The 16,963-nt window shown below is 41.4% G+C and carries 16 protein-coding genes; 11 read left to right on the top strand and 5 right to left on the bottom strand.

Features of this window, described 5'->3' with window-relative positions; all coding sequences use genetic code 11:
• The first annotated feature begins 3 nt into the window (after positions 1–3).
• The 5 genes from DOZ58_RS11015 to DOZ58_RS10995 all read left to right on the top strand — a co-directional run bounded on the left by DOZ58_RS11015 (position 4) and on the right by DOZ58_RS10995 (position 5,289).
• Positions 4–1,713, top strand: a complete 1,710-nt coding sequence (locus DOZ58_RS11015; RefSeq protein WP_111888326.1) for a hypothetical protein — start codon at positions 4–6, stop codon at positions 1,711–1,713.
• Positions 1,714–1,740: 27 nt separating this feature from the next.
• Complete coding sequence (locus DOZ58_RS11010; protein ID WP_111888325.1) at positions 1,741–2,106, top strand: transporter; 366 nt, start codon at positions 1,741–1,743, stop codon at positions 2,104–2,106.
• Positions 2,099–2,449 carry an EamA family transporter gene (locus tag DOZ58_RS11005; protein ID WP_111888324.1) on the top strand — a complete coding sequence of 117 codons (351 nt, stop codon included), beginning with the start codon at positions 2,099–2,101 and terminating at the stop codon, positions 2,447–2,449. Before DOZ58_RS11010 ends, DOZ58_RS11005 begins: the two co-directional genes overlap by 8 nt.
• A gap of 80 nt (positions 2,450–2,529) precedes the next feature.
• Entirely contained in the window at positions 2,530–3,906 is a 1,377-nt protein-coding gene (locus tag DOZ58_RS11000) for a DUF6056 family protein (RefSeq protein ID WP_111888323.1), read from the top strand.
• A gap of 12 nt (positions 3,907–3,918) precedes the next feature.
• A complete protein-coding gene (locus DOZ58_RS10995) occupies positions 3,919–5,289 on the top strand; it encodes a DUF6056 family protein (RefSeq protein ID WP_111888322.1) in 1,371 nt (456 codons plus the stop codon).
• 233 nt (positions 5,290–5,522) lie between these two features.
• Here the strand turns inward: DOZ58_RS10995 and DOZ58_RS10990 are convergent, their stop codons facing one another.
• The 3 genes from DOZ58_RS10990 to DOZ58_RS18930 all read right to left on the bottom strand — a co-directional run bounded on the left by DOZ58_RS10990 (position 5,523) and on the right by DOZ58_RS18930 (position 8,754).
• Positions 5,523–7,436, bottom strand: coding sequence for an LTA synthase family protein (locus DOZ58_RS10990; RefSeq protein WP_111888321.1), 1,914 nt, complete (start codon positions 7,434–7,436; stop codon positions 5,523–5,525).
• A 113-nt stretch (positions 7,437–7,549) separates the two neighbouring features.
• The gene (locus tag DOZ58_RS10985; protein ID WP_242988480.1) at positions 7,550–8,560 is read right to left on the bottom strand and encodes an LCP family protein; all 1,011 of its coding nucleotides are present in this window, start codon (positions 8,558–8,560) and stop codon (positions 7,550–7,552) included.
• A complete protein-coding gene (locus DOZ58_RS18930; RefSeq protein WP_242988479.1) occupies positions 8,557–8,754 on the bottom strand; it encodes a hypothetical protein in 198 nt (65 codons plus the stop codon). The genes DOZ58_RS10985 and DOZ58_RS18930 overlap by 4 nt, the downstream gene beginning before the upstream one ends.
• Before the next feature lie 291 nt (positions 8,755–9,045).
• Here DOZ58_RS18930 and DOZ58_RS10980 point away from each other — a divergent pair, with 291 nt between their 5' ends.
• The 6 genes from DOZ58_RS10980 to DOZ58_RS10955 all read left to right on the top strand — a co-directional run bounded on the left by DOZ58_RS10980 (position 9,046) and on the right by DOZ58_RS10955 (position 15,018).
• Positions 9,046–9,615 carry a hypothetical protein gene (locus DOZ58_RS10980; RefSeq protein WP_111888319.1) on the top strand — a complete coding sequence of 190 codons (570 nt, stop codon included), beginning with the start codon at positions 9,046–9,048 and terminating at the stop codon, positions 9,613–9,615.
• A gap of 4 nt (positions 9,616–9,619) precedes the next feature.
• A complete protein-coding gene (locus DOZ58_RS10975) occupies positions 9,620–11,179 on the top strand; it encodes an APC family permease (RefSeq protein ID WP_111888318.1) in 1,560 nt (519 codons plus the stop codon).
• A gap of 255 nt (positions 11,180–11,434) precedes the next feature.
• Entirely contained in the window at positions 11,435–12,205 is a 771-nt protein-coding gene (locus tag DOZ58_RS10970; RefSeq protein WP_111888317.1) for a transporter substrate-binding domain-containing protein, read from the top strand.
• Between the two features lie 162 nt (positions 12,206–12,367).
• Positions 12,368–13,033, top strand: coding sequence for an amino acid ABC transporter permease (locus tag DOZ58_RS10965; protein WP_111888316.1), 666 nt, complete (start codon positions 12,368–12,370; stop codon positions 13,031–13,033).
• Positions 13,014–13,742, top strand: a complete 729-nt coding sequence (locus DOZ58_RS10960; RefSeq protein ID WP_111888315.1) for an amino acid ABC transporter ATP-binding protein — start codon at positions 13,014–13,016, stop codon at positions 13,740–13,742. Before DOZ58_RS10965 ends, DOZ58_RS10960 begins: the two co-directional genes overlap by 20 nt.
• Before the next feature lie 202 nt (positions 13,743–13,944).
• On the top strand, positions 13,945–15,018 hold the full coding sequence (locus tag DOZ58_RS10955; RefSeq protein WP_204355393.1) for a hypothetical protein: 1,074 nt from the start codon (positions 13,945–13,947) through the stop codon (positions 15,016–15,018).
• A gap of 42 nt (positions 15,019–15,060) precedes the next feature.
• On the opposite strand, the gene DOZ58_RS10950 is transcribed toward DOZ58_RS10955, so the two are convergent.
• On the bottom strand, positions 15,061–16,299 hold the full coding sequence (locus tag DOZ58_RS10950; RefSeq protein WP_204355392.1) for a glycosyltransferase family 2 protein: 1,239 nt from the start codon (positions 16,297–16,299) through the stop codon (positions 15,061–15,063).
• A gap of 289 nt (positions 16,300–16,588) precedes the next feature.
• Positions 16,589–16,801 (bottom strand): hypothetical protein, encoded by a 213-nt coding sequence (locus tag DOZ58_RS10945; protein ID WP_111888313.1) that lies wholly within the window; start codon positions 16,799–16,801, stop codon positions 16,589–16,591.
• Between the last annotated feature and the right edge of the window lie 162 nt (positions 16,802–16,963).

Here is a 16,963-nt window from a genome sequence, read left to right as displayed (position 1 = left end):
AAAATGGCTGAATTATTATCGAAATCGAAGTTAGAGCGGGGGATTCGCTTTATCCAGAAACATCGTTTGATTTTTTTTATAGCAGCAATCATCATCTTAAAACATGTGTTACTGACTGGTTTGCCAATCTTTGCCCATCCCGGTGCCGATCACGATGATGGCATGATGGTAAAAATGGCGGAAACCCTTTTAAATGGGCAATGGCTAGGCGAGTATCATGAATTGACCCTGGTAAAAGGGGTGTTCTTTCCGTTATTTCTGGCGGTCAATGCATTGTTTGGAATTCCTTACAGTATTGCGATTCCTGGTTTTTACACGCTTGCCTGTGTGATTTTTATTGTTGGTACTAAAAAACTGTTTAAAAACGAATGGCCGCTTTATTTTATCTTTGCGGTCTTAATGCTAAACCCGATTTCTTTTGCCAATGAGACCTTTACCCGGGTGTATCGGAACAGTCTCATTGCTGGTCAGGTTTTGATTATCAGCGGCAGTCTGATCGCGGTTTACCTCAATCGTTTTGAGAAAAATGGTAAGCTGACCTTCTGGGCGGTATTGAGTGGTTTTGGGGTAGCATCGCTGTGGCATTCCCGGGAAGATGGTATCTGGATTATCCCCCTGGTGCTGACAGTCATTTTGATTTGCTGGGCGACGTTTTATTTTAGTAAGGAACTCCGCTTAAAGGAGAAGCTGATTAAAGGTGCGATTGTCGGTCTGCCAGTTATGATGCTGATTTTATCAACCGTTTTAATCGCGTCAATTAATTATGCCTATTATGGGATCTATACCACCAATGAATTAAACGACAGCGATTATACCAAGACCATTAAGCTGATCTATTCGGTGGAAGCGACAGAAGCGGTTCACAATGTTTCAGTACCGCGCAGCTCGATGGAAAAAATTTATGATGCGGTGCCATCTCTTAATGGGATCAGTGATGAAATTGATGCAAGTATGGACCGCTGGTCCTGGTATGATCAGGATGTCGCCGTTAGAGAAGTTGAAGACGGTTGGTTTTTCTGGAGTATTCGTGAAGCAGTGGCTAATAGTGGCTATTATCGTGATGCGCAAACAGCGAATAACTTTTACAAGCAGGTCAATAAAGAGTTGGAAGAGGCGTTTGAAACCGGTCAATTAGAGCGAAGAAAAACGATGCCCTCAGCCCTTATGTCGCCCTGGCGAGATGAGTATTGGGAGGAATTACCGAAGGCTTTTCTGGTTACCCTTCATTATGTAGCGGGTTATGAGAAACTTGAAACAAGTGTGCTGGAGAGCATTGATGACGGCCGAAATGGCCTGCGCCTGTTTGAACGGGTGACCAATAATTTAGCCCAGTATCCGGGCGAAGCGACAAAATGGAACGATCAGCTACGGATTGATAGCCTGAATGTTATCCAGAGTTTTTATCAGCTTGTGGGAGTGCTTGTCTTTCTGCTGGCGGGACTTGCCTATGCGATGATAACATTTTTGTTATTTAACAAGAAATGGCGGGATCAATATAATCTGCTCGATTTCTGGTTGGTTCTGACGGGGCTGTTATTGAGTGCCTTTGTGCTCATGGTTGGGGTTGCCTATACAGAAATTTCGGCCTATGTGGCGATTTCCTACTGGTATCTGGCAGGTGCCTACCCACTGATTGCGGCTTTTAATGTTATTTCGCTATACAAAATTTCAGAGCTGCGATTAGAAACAAAAAAAGAAAAGAGCCAACATTGAGTGTGGTTTTTATAGTGGAGTTAATCAATGAATGATAAAAAAAATCGTGGCGAAACGATTAAATTAAGAAATTATTTTTTCCTGCATGCAAGTCTGTTGCTTTATTCAATCGGATCGGTTTTCTCAAAGCTGGCCAGCCAGGAAGATTTTCTTTCACTTGGGTTTATTTTCTTTTATGGCTTGTTTTTGATGGTCCTTTTTGTCTATGCACTGCTCTGGCAACAGATCTTAAAGCGATTTCCTTTAACAGTTGCTTTTGCCAACAAGGCGATTACGATTTTGTGGGGGATTGTATGGGGTTATCTCATTTTTGGAGAACCGCTGCGCTTAGGAATGCTGTTAGGATCAATAATCATTGTTTCAGGAATCTATTTGGTGGTGAGTGATGAGTAATAACCCGTGGATGTATTATGTGCTGTATCTGTTTTCGGTGTTGGTGGCCTCTTTATCTCAGGTAATCCTGAAAAAAAGTGCCATGATTCATTATGAAACCCGGATTAGAGAATATTTAAATCCCTATGTTATTGGGGCATATTTTTTCTTTTTTGGATCGGCCTTATTAACCACCTTTGCGTATCGCGGGGTACCGTTAACATTAGGACCGGTTCTAGAGTCTACCGGTTATATCTATGTCGGGATCTTGGGGATGCTCATTTTAAAAGAGAAGTTAAGCCGACGGAAAATTATTGGTAATATCCTGATTGTTGGTGGAATCCTAATTTATGCATTTGTTTAAGATAAGAACTTTTTGCGATAAGTACAACGTTTAGAGGGTATGGTAACAGTCTGTTTTAGAGAAAGTAGGGTGAGAAAAAGATGGAGAAGGATCGTTTTGTTAAAAAGTATAAAGTGATTCAGAATTTACTGGAGTCCCAAAAAACGAATCGGATTCTTTTTTTGGCAATTCTGGTCGTAACTTTTTTATACATGTTTTTTTTAAATGTCAAAACGCCGCTGATAGCGGATGATTTTGTGTACACCTTTATCTTTGGGACATCAACGCCAGTCATGAATTTTGGTGATATCATTAATTCACAGATTTCTTACTACACAAGTTGGGGTGGCCGGGTTGTAGCAGAAACGTTGACCCAGCTGTTTATGTTTTTGGGAAAAGATGCTTTTAATCTTGCCAATAGCCTTTGCTATGTTGTTTTTTGCCTGGCGGTTTATTTTCTGGCCGTTGGCCGAAGCGTCCGCTTTGAATTATTGTTGTTAACAACAGTTCTGATCTGGTTTTTCATACCGATGTATGGCCAGACCGTGATGTGGTTAACCGGCTCCTGTAATTATTTATGGTGCGGAACCCTTATTTTATTGGCCATTCTGCCCTTTCGTTTATATGAAGAAAAACAGGGCAAACTGCTTAATGGCATCTGGTTTGGGCTGCTGATGGTTCCGCTATTTTTTATCAGTGGTATTACCAATGAAAATACGGCCGGGGCGATGATTTTGATTATGATGCTATTTTGTGGGGTTTATTATAAACGCAAAATTAAGATTCCGACATTCGCCTACACCGGTTTATTTTTCTCCATCTGTGGTTTTTTATGCATGATCTTTGCCCCGGGAAACAACCTGCGGGTAGAGAATGAGTCGGCCGTTGCGGAGGTAACCATGATGGTGGGAGCAAATCCGATTATTACCCGGCTCGCTTATTTTGCTTACAATCTGTATGCTCTGATGCCATTGGTGATTCTGGCAGCTATCGCTTTTGTGTTATTAAAAAATGAAAAAAATAAAAAAGCAGGGGTGATTTTTGGGATCTTTACAGTGGCAGCCGCAGCAGCCATGGTTGTTATGCTGGCACCACCTAAATTTCCGCCTCGGGCGATGTTTGGGTTGGCGGCGTTTTTAATAATTGCCGTGGTTTACGCGCTGGCTCAGTTTAAGCTAACCGAAAAAAGGGTCAGAAAATTTGTAATCATTCCCGGTTGTGCGATCCTGCTGTTTTATATTATGTCCTGGGGTTATGTAGGTGTTGATGCAATTACGGTCAACAAACAGTATATTGCCCGGGTTGGGATTATAGAGGAGCATAAAAATGAATCCAGCATTCAGGTGCCGAGGATTTTACCCTTGTCCAGTCACAATGGTATGTATGGATTGAAGGATGTGCAGCTTGATCCCAATCATTGGGTCAATCGGGCACTAGCGGATTATTTTGGGGTTCCCAATATTGTATTATTACCTTAAGGACGAAGGTGTGTGATTTTGGAGATATTTAGATTAAAGATTAAGAAAATCGTGAATTGGGATTTTTTCCCGATATTGTTTTTTGGCTTGCTTGTGATGAGCTTTCATTTTTTTGTCAGACCCTCTGGAGATGATATTACCTATGGAACCGTTTTTTATCATCAGCCTGTTTTGGCTTTTATCCGTGACGCTTACTATACGTGGAGTTCACGGATTGTGATCATGCCGGTTGCGGCGTTTTTTGCCGGAAATTCATTCTGGCTTTTTTCGGTTGTAAATATCCTCGTTTATGGTCTGCTCGCGGTTATGATTTCGAGAATATTTGTCGATAAAAACAGACTTAAAACCAATTGGGCGCTTATTTTTCTTTTGATCTGCGTCCCCTTTGTTTCAATGATGACAACGGCTGGCTGGGTCGTGACTAACATTCATTATTTATGGCCGTTGACGTTTGCGCTGGTGGCTATTTACCCGATTAAGAAAATTTGTGTGGGAGAAATCATCAATTGGTATGAGTACCCGCTGTATTTTCTGGCCGCCATATTTGGAATGAATATGGAACTGGTTGCGGCCATACTCGTGTCAGTTTATCTTATTTTTTGTTTGTATTTTGGTTATCGCAAAAAAAATTCCATTTTTGTCATTCTCATGGCAGCGATTCTGGTCGGCAATCTTTTCTTTATTCTTCTATGTCCGGGAAATGGTGCTCGGGAAGTATCAGAAATTGTGGCCAATTTTCCAGAATATGCAACCTTCGGATTCGTTCAGAAGTTAACAGTCTCGGCAACCTCTCATATGTTCACCATCGATCAGAATTTTATTATGCTGACGGTAATGGCCATGGCTGGACTTTTTTCCTGGCAAAAATACAAAGCCTGGCTGCCCAGAATCATTGGGATCATCCCATTTGTTATCTGCTTGATGATCAATTGGGCTCGAATTCTTGTTTTAAGTCCAAAATTCGGCTTCCTGTTTTCGGTAATAACGGGAAAATCGATCCATGATTGGGTTACCTTATCCGGAATTATCGGAGGGCAGCTGAACTTTTATCACTATCTGGGCCTCGTGTTTATGTTTATATTTGTGTTATCATTGATTGCAATGACAGTTATTTTGTTTAAGGATGAGAAGACCTTTGGCGTTGCCATTCTGGCAATCGGGGCATCCATTATGTCCCGGGTAGTAATGGGGTTTTCGCCAACGGTGTATGCGTCTGGTGCCCGAACTTTTTTGTTTCAGTATATTGCCATGGTCATCTTTGGAGTCTTGATGTACCGAGAATTCAATCCCTTAATGACGAGTAACAAACAAAACATGCTCTTTAAGCTACTTGGTTTTATGGGGGTATTGGGCTATCTGGAATCACTTTTAAAATTAATTTAAATAAAAAGCCACTCCAGGCCATCAGGTAGCGGGTGGCTTTTTCAATACGCTTTAAAGTATTTAAAGCGGCAGACTGTCAAAGAACCCGGTTTTCAAATTGAAAACCGGGTTCTTTTCGTGATCAGCAAAATGGGAGGCTTTTGAATTCCCGGTTACCGTATCGATTCGTTGCGGCGTAATAAAGGTTTCCCGGACAAATGACCCCGATCTGGGAATCGCGATCAGTCACTTTTTTATTGATCGATAGCGGTCTGTAGAATGTCATGGTCAAAAGCGTTACTGTAGCCATTTCCGAAAAGCAGGTCGTATTCAAGCAGCCAATGTTTGGCATTGAAGGCATTTGTTTCGGCAATGACTCTGTCGGCATCGATTATATCGGCGGTGAACAGGGCAAACTTATTCTGGTTGGCCCGGCTATCTCGCTGCTCCAGTAAAATCTTCCAGTAAAGCGGCAGATTCATCTGTGCGTCTTCCAGAACCGCAGCCCCCAGCAAGTTGGCATCGAGGGTGCCCCAGTTATTTGGACTAAGGTCATAATTGTTCCAGATCACAAAAGGGGTGGTGTAAAGATTATTATAATCGGCATCAGTCAGCGGACCTTCAGAAGCAAAACCCAGCTGGCGATAGATTTCGTAATCTTCTCCCAGGGTTGGCAGGTGATCGCCAAACATCACAATAATGGTGGGCTCCTGGTTGCTTTTAAAGTAGTCAATCAATTGGCCTAATGCGGCGTCGGCGTCATAAACCCCCTGGACATAGTTTTGCAGAAGCAGTTGATTTTGCGATGAAAGATCCGGTGCATCGACGGTAACATCAAAAGCGGGGAAGTTTTTATTATCATAGCCACCGTGGTTTTGCATCGTCACGAGAAAACAAAAGGCCGGGTCTGAGGACTGGGCGCGATGATTTTCAAAATTGGTAACAACTTTTTCAACGGCGACCTGATCCGAAATATAATTTCCGCGGTACTCTGAATCAGGAAAATCAATGTCAGCATCGAAGCTGTCAAAACCGATTAGCGGATAGACATCGTTGCGGTTCCAGAACCATTTTTCATAGGAATGGACAGCCATGGTGGTATAACCATCATTTTTCAAATAAGCCGGCAGTGCGGCGGTTTCTTCCTTGATATACTGCTGGTACGCCATCGAACCAGAGGGAAGAAAGCTGGTTTTATGCCCGGTGAGCACTTCAAACTCAGTATTGGCCGTACCGCCGCCAAATTCTGAAACCAGCAAATTGCCACTGACACCTTCCTGACGGATCTGATTGACGGTGGGTAGGGGATCTGCTGAAAAACTGACATTGGGGAGCTGGGTTGGGTCAAAAAAAGATTCGCTCATAATGAAAATAATATTCGGCGTTTGAAGGGCATTTGAGTCAACCAGGGTATTTGCTTGAAAGTCAAACTCGGAAAGAAGCGCCTCGATTGTTTCGGCATTGTAGTCTTCGGGTTTATCGATCATTATATATTTCATGTTGTTCATAAAAGCGATTAAAAAGCCATTGTGATCGTAATTAATGGTCTGGTTCCAGCGCAGATCTTCAATGCCAAGGGAAGTCAGGGTGTCCTGATTAAAAATAACCTGAGAAAAACAGGACCCCAGAAGAATCCCACAGGAAGCAAAGAGAATTATTCGGGATTTAATAGAGAAGCGTGGTTCTTTTACAAGAAATGGCATCAGACTAAGGAGCAGTAATAAAATCAGCAGACCCACAAAAGTTGTCGGCAAGTTGACTTCAATATCTGAAAGCACATTAAGGGCCTCGTTTTTTAAGAAAACATCCCAGGGTAAAAAGGGTTCACCCCGGAGATTGAATTTAAAGAAATTGATCAATCCCAGACCCATATAAAAAATGACAATCAGCAGGGACGTTGTACCCAGGCGAGATGTTAGTGCATATATAAGTGCAAAGGTTAATAACACAATCAGATAGCTTAAGTAAAAGCTGGTTAGTCCATAGTCGTTTTGCCACGCAAAGAAACCTAAGAGATTGTCGCGCTGAATCAGTTCAACAAAAAAAGCAATGAACAGCGGAAAAAGAAAAAACCATGAAAAAAAATGCGTGCGGCTTAATTGCGTCGGAAGGGTAGGGTCAGGGAAAAATTGTTTTGTCGGCAGGAGCGTTTTTTTAAATCTATTCATCAGTTATCGTTCCTTAATTGGTCTTTAAATAAGTCATGACCACTGATTTCAAGAAAAAATTAGTGGTCATGATCGATATCAAGTAAAGTATTTGCTCAGGTGTTGGATTCGTTTTATTCCAAAGTATCTTTAATCTCATCACTGATAGTAGTGGCCGTTTTCGAGGGCGTATAGGCTGTTTCATAAATAAACTGATATAAGGCTTCAATGTTTTCGACCAGCGTATCGGGAACAACATAGGAAACCCCGTCCAGCATATCAAGTGAAATCAGTTCGTCGGCAGGGAAGCGACTTTGCTCAATATCTTTTGACGGCATAAGCGCCAGATTTGCCCCATACTTGATTATTTCCAGGGTGCCCAAAGAGGTTTTAACATAAGGCAAGGTGGTCATGACCAGGTTATATTGTTCTTTAAGATCAAGGTTCAAAGCCTTTGACAAGACCTGTTCAAAAACAACTCGCTGCCGTAAGGTTCGGTCAAAGTCACCGTCGCCAACATAGCGTACCCGGCAGTAGGACAGGGCCTGGGAACCGTCAACAAGCTGAGGACCGGTCTCTTCTAAAAACGGGGAACCGGTCTCGACTTTTTCATTGACATCCATCAGGTATTCGTTAACCCAGTCTAATTCTTCTTCGGTTTCAATATCAATGGTGACACCGCCCACAGCATTGACCATCGAAACCATGGCGTTAAAGTCGATGGTGATGTAATCGGTGATGGTGGTATCAAAATTCTGATTGATGGTTTGCAGCGCCAGGCTTGGGCCACCATAAGCGTAGGCCGCATTTAACTTGTCATAGTCGTATTTGGGATTGATATAAACATAGGTGTCACGCATCAATGAGGCGACTTTAACCTTACTGTGCTCATAATCGGCAGTGGCAATCATGATGGTGTCGGTCCGTTCACCCTCAACATCATCTCGGCCGTCGACGCCAAAAACAGCAACATTAACAATTTTATGTTGCTTTGCAAAGCTGGCAGCTTCATCACTAATGCCATAGCGGCTTAAATTTCCGCTTAAATTACTGGTGACATTCCCTAAGAAAAAAGCATTGACAGCAAAGCCGGAGGCCATTAGAAAAATAATAATCAACAAGATCGCCCGGATGAATTTTTTCATAAAGCCTCTGGATTTTTTTCGTTTCTTGGGTAAAGACGAGGGCAGGATGACAGGCTTTGTTTTTTCTTTTTGAGAAGTCGGTTTATATTCCGCCTTAACGGTTCTCCGTGGGCGGGTATCTTGTTTTGAATTTCGTGTTGATGTTTTTTTGGATGATGGATTTCGTTTATTTTTGATGACACTTCTTTTTTCATTATTCAAATTTATACCTCATTTGGAAATCATTGGATCTGCACATATTCACTTGCAAATCTAAAGCAGAAACGCGACTTAGGATAGACTTATTCACGTCTTCAATTTGGAAATGAGTCCGAAATATTCTATGTTTTAGACTTCTAGGGGAGTATTATATCATATTTGTAAATATTTGTAAAAAAAATATGAATAGAAAAAGTGCGGTGGATATAAATCTTGTTATACATTTTAGGAAAACTTTGTTATAATAGTAGGCAAAGAATGATAGCGAATATAGGAGTGGGGTTATTATGGCAAATGAACAGGAACTCAATGAAAAAAATGAGTACTTTGAATATGTTGAATCACGCATTGAGAATTTAGAAAAGTTGATTTTGAAAAAAGATGAAGAGTTAAAATCGTTGATCCTCAGAACCGTGCAAAATGGACCAACACAGCCCGAGAAAAGTCTGCCCGGGGATAAGTCACCAATCCATGATCAGGGGAATATTGATCGTGTCTTTAAAGACCTTAAGGAAGAAGAAACCCGTTTTCTAGGCAGTGAGGGCGAGATGCCTCATTACAAGGCTGAGGAATTGAATAACCAGCTCATCAATATCGAAAAACGCGAAAAGATGGTGCAGGACATGTTGGATTCATTGGGCACGGCTCTGGCCATTTTAAAAAAACGTCACGAAGAAGTGAATCGAAAAGAAGCGACATTGAATCGTGAGTATCAAAAACTTCAGGAAATTGAAGCCCTATACCGGGATTCAGAAGGCTTGGACGCATTGACATCAACCTTTGGGCAGATTTCAATTGATGGAGGAAGTTCGCAAGAAAACCGCAGAACCTCCCTAAAAAATGACAACAAGGAGTGATTTGATGAAACTAAGTATTGGTAAATGTTGGGGTTTGTTATTCTTTGATATTGTTGGCTTGGCCATCTCGGGATATGCTTTTTTATTAGGGTATCAGGTAATTCAGACTCTTCCTAATGCGAATGCCTATATTATTCTGATGGGTTTTTTTGTCGGCATAAAAGTAATTGTTATAGCCTTATACGATTTAAATAGAAATATGCTCGGCAAAAATATTCCTTTTATCGGTGGAGCGATCTCAATCGTGGGGAATGGCATTATCTTTGCGATGTGTTTCTTTCTGATCCCCGAGGTACCGCTTAAATTTTTTATCGGCTTAATTATTGCAGACTTTCTGATAATCACGTTATGCCATTTTCTATGGTGGGTTCTCATTGGTAAAGATGGCAGTGACACAAATGATGAGAATACCCTGGTCGAAGATCGGACCGCCAGGAAAAAAAACAAAAAAGATCCTAAAAATGGATTAAGAAGTGAGCCATTAAAAACCGAAAAGAAGCCCGAAAAAAAGGGGCGAAGCGAGAAAAAAACATGGTTATCCCGGGATGAAGAAGCGGAGTCCGAGTATGACAGCATCTTTACCAGTTTGCTGGAAAATGAAAAAAAGGGTCAGCAACGCTATATGGAAGCCCCCAAAGTCAGTGAACCGCGAATCATAGAAGAAGAAAAACGCTATCAAACCAGTGATTTTCTTAATGAAGTCAAAGAAAATCTAAAAAAAGAGAATAGAATGCCGTTAAATCAAATGGAAGTCCGAAATGAATCCGGACCGGAAGATTTGGGTTTAAAAGCAAGGCCGGAAAAAAGGCCAGTGGAATTGCCGGCAATGGAATCCAGACCGAAAAATGGCACTGGGATTGGATCAGAAGCACCGCTCAATAACCGGTCAGCAGAATTGCCAGGAAAAATGCCCTCACAGATACCAGAAATGGAGATACCTAGCCTGGTCCCCCAACCCGGAAGTCAAGATCATTTTGCGGACTTGCCAACATTTAAGGAGACAAAACCCAGTTTTGAAAAAATGGAGGCATTAAAGACATCCAAAATGGAAGTGACCGATAGGGGTGACAATGAAGACGGTTTTCTTTCCATTGAGCGACGCCTGGGTTATCTGTTTCATGAAATTGAAAAGTCCATGCAGGAGACCCAATACCTACAAAGTGCGATCGGGGAGTTTCAGAAGGAAGTTGAAAACTATGAACCGATTGCCGGAGATGATAAAATTGTCGCCGCCGGGAATCTGATTCGTGAAAAATTAAAAATGATTATCGACAAACAGTTTGTAGTGGATGAGGTTTTGGATGATCTGATTCGTCTTTCAAAACTGATTAATAAACGAATTAATGATTTAGATGTGATTGAAGCGGGACTCAATCAGCGCAAAATCGCCTTGGATCAAAAGGATTTATTATTAGTTGAAGCAAAAAATCGAAACATGGTCGATAAAGAAATCGAAATCTTGCCGGAAGAAGTGGTACTCGAAAATCTCGACTCCGAGTTCATCGTGGCAGAAGGTGATTATGAATCAATCCGGAAATATCTGACCGAGAATCAGGAAGACTAGATAAAGATTAGCCAGTATCAGTTAAATTGTACGACCGGATAGATGCGTCGAGCCTGTACGGGTTTGGCGCACATCGGGTAATTTAATCGGTACGGAGCGTGCCAATTATTGGCGAAAAACGAACCATCCTTTTATCATAAACGATGGTTTTTTTTATTGCGAATTTTAAGCAGAAATGATATACTGCTCATTGTATAAAAGTGGGTGTATTGGCTAAAGATGCATCAAAACTTATTATTATTAGGAGGAAAAGAAATGAAAAAAATTACAAAGCTCGGTGTTTTGGTTATGGTCGTAGCGATGGTTTTATCATTGGCTGCTTGTTCCGGCGGAACAACAACCAGTGGTGACGCAAAGAAATATGTCGTTGCTACAGATACAACTTTCAAACCATTTGAGTATGAAAATGAAAAGGGTGAACGGGTTGGGATTGATATTGATCTCTTAGCCGCCATTGCCGAAGATCAGGGTTTCGCGTATGAATTGAAGGCTGTCGGCTTTGATGCAGCGTTAGGCGAAGTATCAACCGGTCAATCAGATGCGATGATCGCTGGAATGAGTATTACTGATGAACGAAAAAAAACCTTCGATTTTTCTGACCCATACTTTGATTCTGGTGTCGTGATGGCCGTATCATCTTCAAACGATACAATTAAGGCGTACGCAGATTTAAAAGGACTAAACGTAGCGGTCAAAACAGGAACTGAAGGGTCAACCTTTGCTGAATCGATTAAAGATCAGTATGGTTTTACAACATCTTCTTTCCCAGATTCGGCTAATATGTACGAAGATGTGAAAGCGGGAAATTCAGCGGCCTTATTTGAAGACTATCCCGTCGTTGGTGATGCTATCGCCAGCGGTGTGCCACTTAAAATGGTAACTGAAATGGAAAAAGGTAGTTCTTACGGATTTGCTGTTAAAGCCGGAGAAAATGCTGAGTTGCTTGAGATGTTTAATACTGGTTTGGCAAATGTAAAAGCCAATGGCAAGTACCAGGAAATCCTGGATACCTATATCAAAAAATAATCTGTTAGAAAAAATAACACGTTATTAATTTTGGAATCATCTGTCAGTGGATTATACCACTGACAGATGATTTCTCTAAGTTATCTAAAAGTGTTTACTTGCGTGATCCCTTGCGCGAGAGTAAAGACTATTGGACAACTGGAACCATAGAAGGAGGTTGACGTGAATATACTCGAATTAGTCGTACAGTATTGGCCCCGCCTGATTGCAGGTTTGGGTTTAACGGTTCAAATTACAATCATTTCACTTATTTGTGCCGGTATTTTAGGGATGGTTTTTGGTCTCTTGTCGGTATCAAAAAGAAAAACATTAAGAGCAATTGCTCTGGTTTATGTGGATGTTGTCCGGGGGACACCCTTATTGGTTCAGGCATTTTTTATCTACTTTGGTATTCCGCAGGTTCTGGGGATTCAATCAGATCCGGTTATTTCCGGGGTTATTACCTTAAGTCTGAATGCTGGTGGTTATCTGGCCGAGATTGTCCGTGGTGGGATTGAGTCGATTGGCAAAGGTCAGATGGAGGCCGCCCGGAGTTTGGGCTTACCTTACGGAATGGCAATGCGGAGCGTTATCTTACCCCAGGCGATTCGCACCATGACCCCGGCACTGATTAATCAGTGCATTATTACCTTAAAGGATACCTCACTTCTATCAGTAATCAGTGTGACCGAATTAACTCAAACCGGGCGGCTGATCATTGCCAATAATTTTCGCTCCTTTGAGGTGTGGTTTATTGTTGCGGTGATGTATTTTGTCATTATTATGATTTTATCAAAGATTTCAAAACGAATTGAAAGGAAAATGTCTTATGGGAAAAGTAATAATTAAGAACCTGAAAAAGAGTTTTGGTGACTTAGAAGTCCTGAAGGACATTAACCTGGAAGTGAAAGAACAGGAAGTAATCTGTATTATTGGAGCCTCCGGTTCGGGGAAAAGCACACTTTTGCGCTGTATCAATGCCCTAGAAGAAGCCACCAGTGGTACCGTTGAGGTGGATGGCAATGATATTACCAAGGCGGATGGCAATATCAACAAATACAGACAAGATATTGGTATGGTTTTTCAGCAATTTAATCTCTTCCCGCATATGACCGTCTTAAAAAATATTTCGTTTGCTCCGGTATCACTTAAGTTAAAAACAAAAGAAGAAGCCGAAGAAACCGCAATGAAGCTGCTAAGACGGGTTGATCTGGCCGAAAAAGCGAATGTTTATCCGGAACAGTTGTCCGGTGGTCAGCAGCAGCGGGTGGCTATTGCCCGGGCCCTGGCCATGAATCCGGATGTCATGCTTTTTGACGAACCGACCTCGGCCTTAGATCCTGAAATGGTGGGTGAGGTCTTAAATGTAATGAAGCAGCTGGCCAAAGATGGCATGACCATGATTGTGGTGACCCATGAAATGGGATTTGCGCGAGAGGTTGCCGATCGGGTAATCTTTATTGATGAAGGTTTTATCGTCGAAGAAGGTCCGCCAAGTGAAATTTTCGGCAATCCCAAAAATCAGAGAACCATCAATTTTCTAAATAAGGTCTTATAATTGCAATTGATTTATCAAGCCTGGATATCATAACGTTAAAAATCGATAACAAAAAATCATCTCATGTGAGATGGTTTTTTGACTTATGGTATTGATTTTACTTTTAGGGTATAATTGCCTATAGAATGCTTGAAAGGGGACTAAGAAAGTGATAATGATTAAAGAACTGTTTATAAAGTGGTCTGATTGGATAAAAATAAGGGTGCAAAAAAATAAGTTGAGAACTGCCGCCCTGCTGTCTGCCCTGCTTGCTCTGGCTGGTTTTTTTATGCCATTTATGAGCGCAAAAGCGAATCTATCGGTGTCAGGATTTATGAACAATACAGTGACGGTGATCAGTCCGGAGTATGACTTGATCAATTTTTCGCTGAGTGAGTTTGTAAAGCAGGAACCCATTGATCGCTTTGAGATATATGGGGTGCCGCTTGGTAATCTTAAAATACTGGATGTGCCGGTACTGGAGATGCTAAGAAATCCACTGCCGGATCAGGGTTACCTCAGCAGTGTGAATGAAGCCTTATCGAGTCCGGCACTGGATTACCTGGTCGATCCCAAGGTGCAGGAAATCATGGCAACCCGCTTTAATCATGGCGAAAGCATTAACGGGATGCTCACTGATGTATGGAAAATTGTTCAAAGCCTGAGAGGTCTGGCGGGTCGAGTCAATGAAGTGAGCATTCAGGCCCGACAATCCATGGATCGGGTTAACGCAGTGATGGCAACCATCGATGGCTATAAAGCGACTGCCAATGGTTTCGTTCTGTTCTTATTTCTTGTTATTCTAGCTTTAACAGCGCTTATTCTATATAAACGGGCCAGTATCAAGCTGTCTGTTTTTATTTCCGGATTGTTAGCAACTCTATTTATAGCAGTTGGGATTGGAACTGCGGTTGCCAATAATAAAATTAGTGAGCAGCTTGCCAGTTTGGCAAGTCAGGTAAACAGTGGTATTGTTGAGGTACTGCGGGCCATCTTAACTGGAACACTGGGAGATGTGGGTGCCTTTATCGCCAATTATCTCAGTGGCCAGGCAAATTTTATGATCATGTTTTTTACCCTCCGGTTAGAAGTCGGGTATTGGGTTATTCTGCTGGGTTTGGTGGGAACTTTTATACTGCTGCTTATGACAGCGAATCAAGAGCAACGGTTTAAAAAAGAAAGACAAACCGAGTTGGACGAATCGGTTTTAGCGAAAGAAATCGATCAAGCGATGAAAGTGCCGAGTGACGAACAGGCAAAGGCCGTATTAACAGAAGACGGGGAAATAAAAATATAATTTAGTCTAAAAAAAGGATGATCCGCGGATCATCCTTTTTGCTTATTCAACTAATTGTGAGATCTTAATGCTTTTGGTATGCTCAATCGGTTCCCATATTTCAATCGGTTTAATAAAACACAAAACATTAATGGGAATCCAGGAGGCCAGATAAAACCAGAAAGAAAAAACCGAAATGTTGTTGATCTGACGAATTTTTTTGCCTTCCAGCCATAATACCATGGCAGTAAAAATCACGCTGAAGATGACGCCGCCAATCGAAAAGAGAATGGCAAAGGTCAAAGCATTGGACCAGACACTGGTCGTAATAAACAGCATTCCTAAAATGATAAAGGAACAAATGGTATAAATACAGGTTAATACTTGCATAAAGGGAGCAACCAAAAACATCAGCATGTCCATAGCACAACGATTTTTATCCTTGACCACCGCGTCAATGAGTTGTTGCGAATACTGGTTAAAGCACTGAATGGTGCCGGTGGACCAGCGTTTGCGCTGAGACCAGGATTGATCAAAGGTAATCGGATGCTCATCGTAGGTAACCGCCTCGGGAACCCAGGCGACCCGGTAACCCTTGATAATGCACTGGGTGGTAAATTCGATATCTTCGGTTAGACTGAACGTTTTAAAACCTTCTTTTTTGATGACATCGGCATGCATCATAAATCCGGTTCCATTTAAGGTGGCGGACCAGCCTAATTTATGGCGGGCCAGGTTCATAAAACGATTCAGGGTCCAGTAAAACACTGATTGACAACCAGAAATCCAGGAATCACTCGGATTTTTGCTATCCCGGTAACCCTGAGCAATTTTTTCACCTGATTCCAGAACATTGTTCATTGAGGTGATAAAATGCTTATCGACCAGATTATCGGCATCAAAAATGCAAAAGGCATCGTAGACATCATTTTCTTTAAAAATATAATCAAAGAATTGAGAAAGGGCAGCGCCTTTTGACTTAACCTCAGCAGTACAGGTCATGATCTTGGCACCGTGAGAAAGAGCCACTTCTTTGGTATTGTCGGTGCAATTATTAGGAATGACATAGATATCCAGCAGTTCTTTTGGATAATCCTGCTGATGAAGGCTTTCAATGAGATTGCCAATTACCGCCGCCTCGTTTCGTGCGGCAACCACCACAGCAATGCGATTTTTGGGTGGGGAAAGGGTGTACTTATTGTGTTTGGTATAACCAAATAGGCCAATACCTAAATAGTAGATACCATAAATAAAAAACGGGATACCTAAAATAAATAACAGGGTAAAAATTTGTGAAACCATCTCTATTTAATTTCTCCTTCGTATTAAGTTATATCGATCGTTGTGAAAGCCAGCAAGAGGTTGTGTTGTTCGGATTAAATAACCACCTGATATAGTATAAATGCATTTTATTCATGACACAACCACCAGGAATTATATTCCAGGTGGTTGTGTGAGTTTATCTTCATCGCACTTAAGTTGTTTTATTTTAACACGAACCAGAGTATTTATCAAGGATAGGTGGTGTTTCCACATGCCGAAAGCATCGATATTTTAAGGTTATTCAAAGGTTTGTATTAATTTGATAGCGCTACAGATCCTCTAAATTATCTTTAATCAGGCGGGTACGTGGCATTTCAGTTTTATGCATATTGGCAAAATAGCCCCAGAGCATGATGAGTCCGATTGGCCAAATAAAAAGACTCCAGACAACTAGCCACCATTTAGAATAATAAAATGGTTTCTTTTCGGGAATATCGGATACTTGATTTTCTTTCATTAAATCTAATTCATCTGTTAACATTGTCGCATCCTCCTTTATCTTACTTATTGCATTATTGATACCCCAAAACGGAGATAAGCAACAAAAATGAAAAAACTTAAAAAATTAAAGGGTTCATTTTTGATTCACATTGAATGCTTATGATTAGGACATCAAAAATATTATTTGGAGGTCAGTAAAAAA

This window comes from Acetobacterium sp. KB-1, from assembly GCF_003260995.1.
Lineage (GTDB): Bacteria > Bacillota > Clostridia > Eubacteriales > Eubacteriaceae > Acetobacterium > Acetobacterium carbinolicum.
Note: the sequence above shows the minus strand (reverse complement) of the source record. Positions and strands in the feature narration are given on the sequence as shown.

Bases quoted from the DNA above. Each gene is read 5' to 3' on its own strand.
- DOZ58_RS11015 (WP_111888326.1), top strand. From the start codon at position 4: ATGGCTGAATTATTATCGAAATCGAAGTTAGAGCGGGGGATTCGCTTT.
- DOZ58_RS11010 (WP_111888325.1), top strand. From the start codon at position 1,741: ATGAATGATAAAAAAAATCGTGGCGAAACGATTAAATTAAGAAATTAT.
- DOZ58_RS11005 (WP_111888324.1), top strand. From the start codon at position 2,099: ATGAGTAATAACCCGTGGATGTATTATGTGCTGTATCTGTTTTCGGTG.
- DOZ58_RS11000 (WP_111888323.1), top strand. From the start codon at position 2,530: ATGGAGAAGGATCGTTTTGTTAAAAAGTATAAAGTGATTCAGAATTTA.
- DOZ58_RS10990 (WP_111888321.1), bottom strand. From the start codon at position 7,436: ATGAATAGATTTAAAAAAACGCTCCTGCCGACAAAACAATTTTTCCCT.
- DOZ58_RS10985 (WP_242988480.1), bottom strand. From the start codon at position 8,560: ATGAAAAAATTCATCCGGGCGATCTTGTTGATTATTATTTTTCTAATG.
- DOZ58_RS18930 (WP_242988479.1), bottom strand. From the start codon at position 8,754: ATGAAAAAAGAAGTGTCATCAAAAATAAACGAAATCCATCATCCAAAA.
- DOZ58_RS10980 (WP_111888319.1), top strand. From the start codon at position 9,046: ATGGCAAATGAACAGGAACTCAATGAAAAAAATGAGTACTTTGAATAT.
- DOZ58_RS10975 (WP_111888318.1), top strand. From the start codon at position 9,620: ATGAAACTAAGTATTGGTAAATGTTGGGGTTTGTTATTCTTTGATATT.
- DOZ58_RS10970 (WP_111888317.1), top strand. From the start codon at position 11,435: ATGAAAAAAATTACAAAGCTCGGTGTTTTGGTTATGGTCGTAGCGATG.
- DOZ58_RS10960 (WP_111888315.1), top strand. From the start codon at position 13,014: ATGGGAAAAGTAATAATTAAGAACCTGAAAAAGAGTTTTGGTGACTTA.
- DOZ58_RS10950 (WP_204355392.1), bottom strand. From the start codon at position 16,299: ATGGTTTCACAAATTTTTACCCTGTTATTTATTTTAGGTATCCCGTTT.
- DOZ58_RS10945 (WP_111888313.1), bottom strand. From the start codon at position 16,801: ATGTTAACAGATGAATTAGATTTAATGAAAGAAAATCAAGTATCCGAT.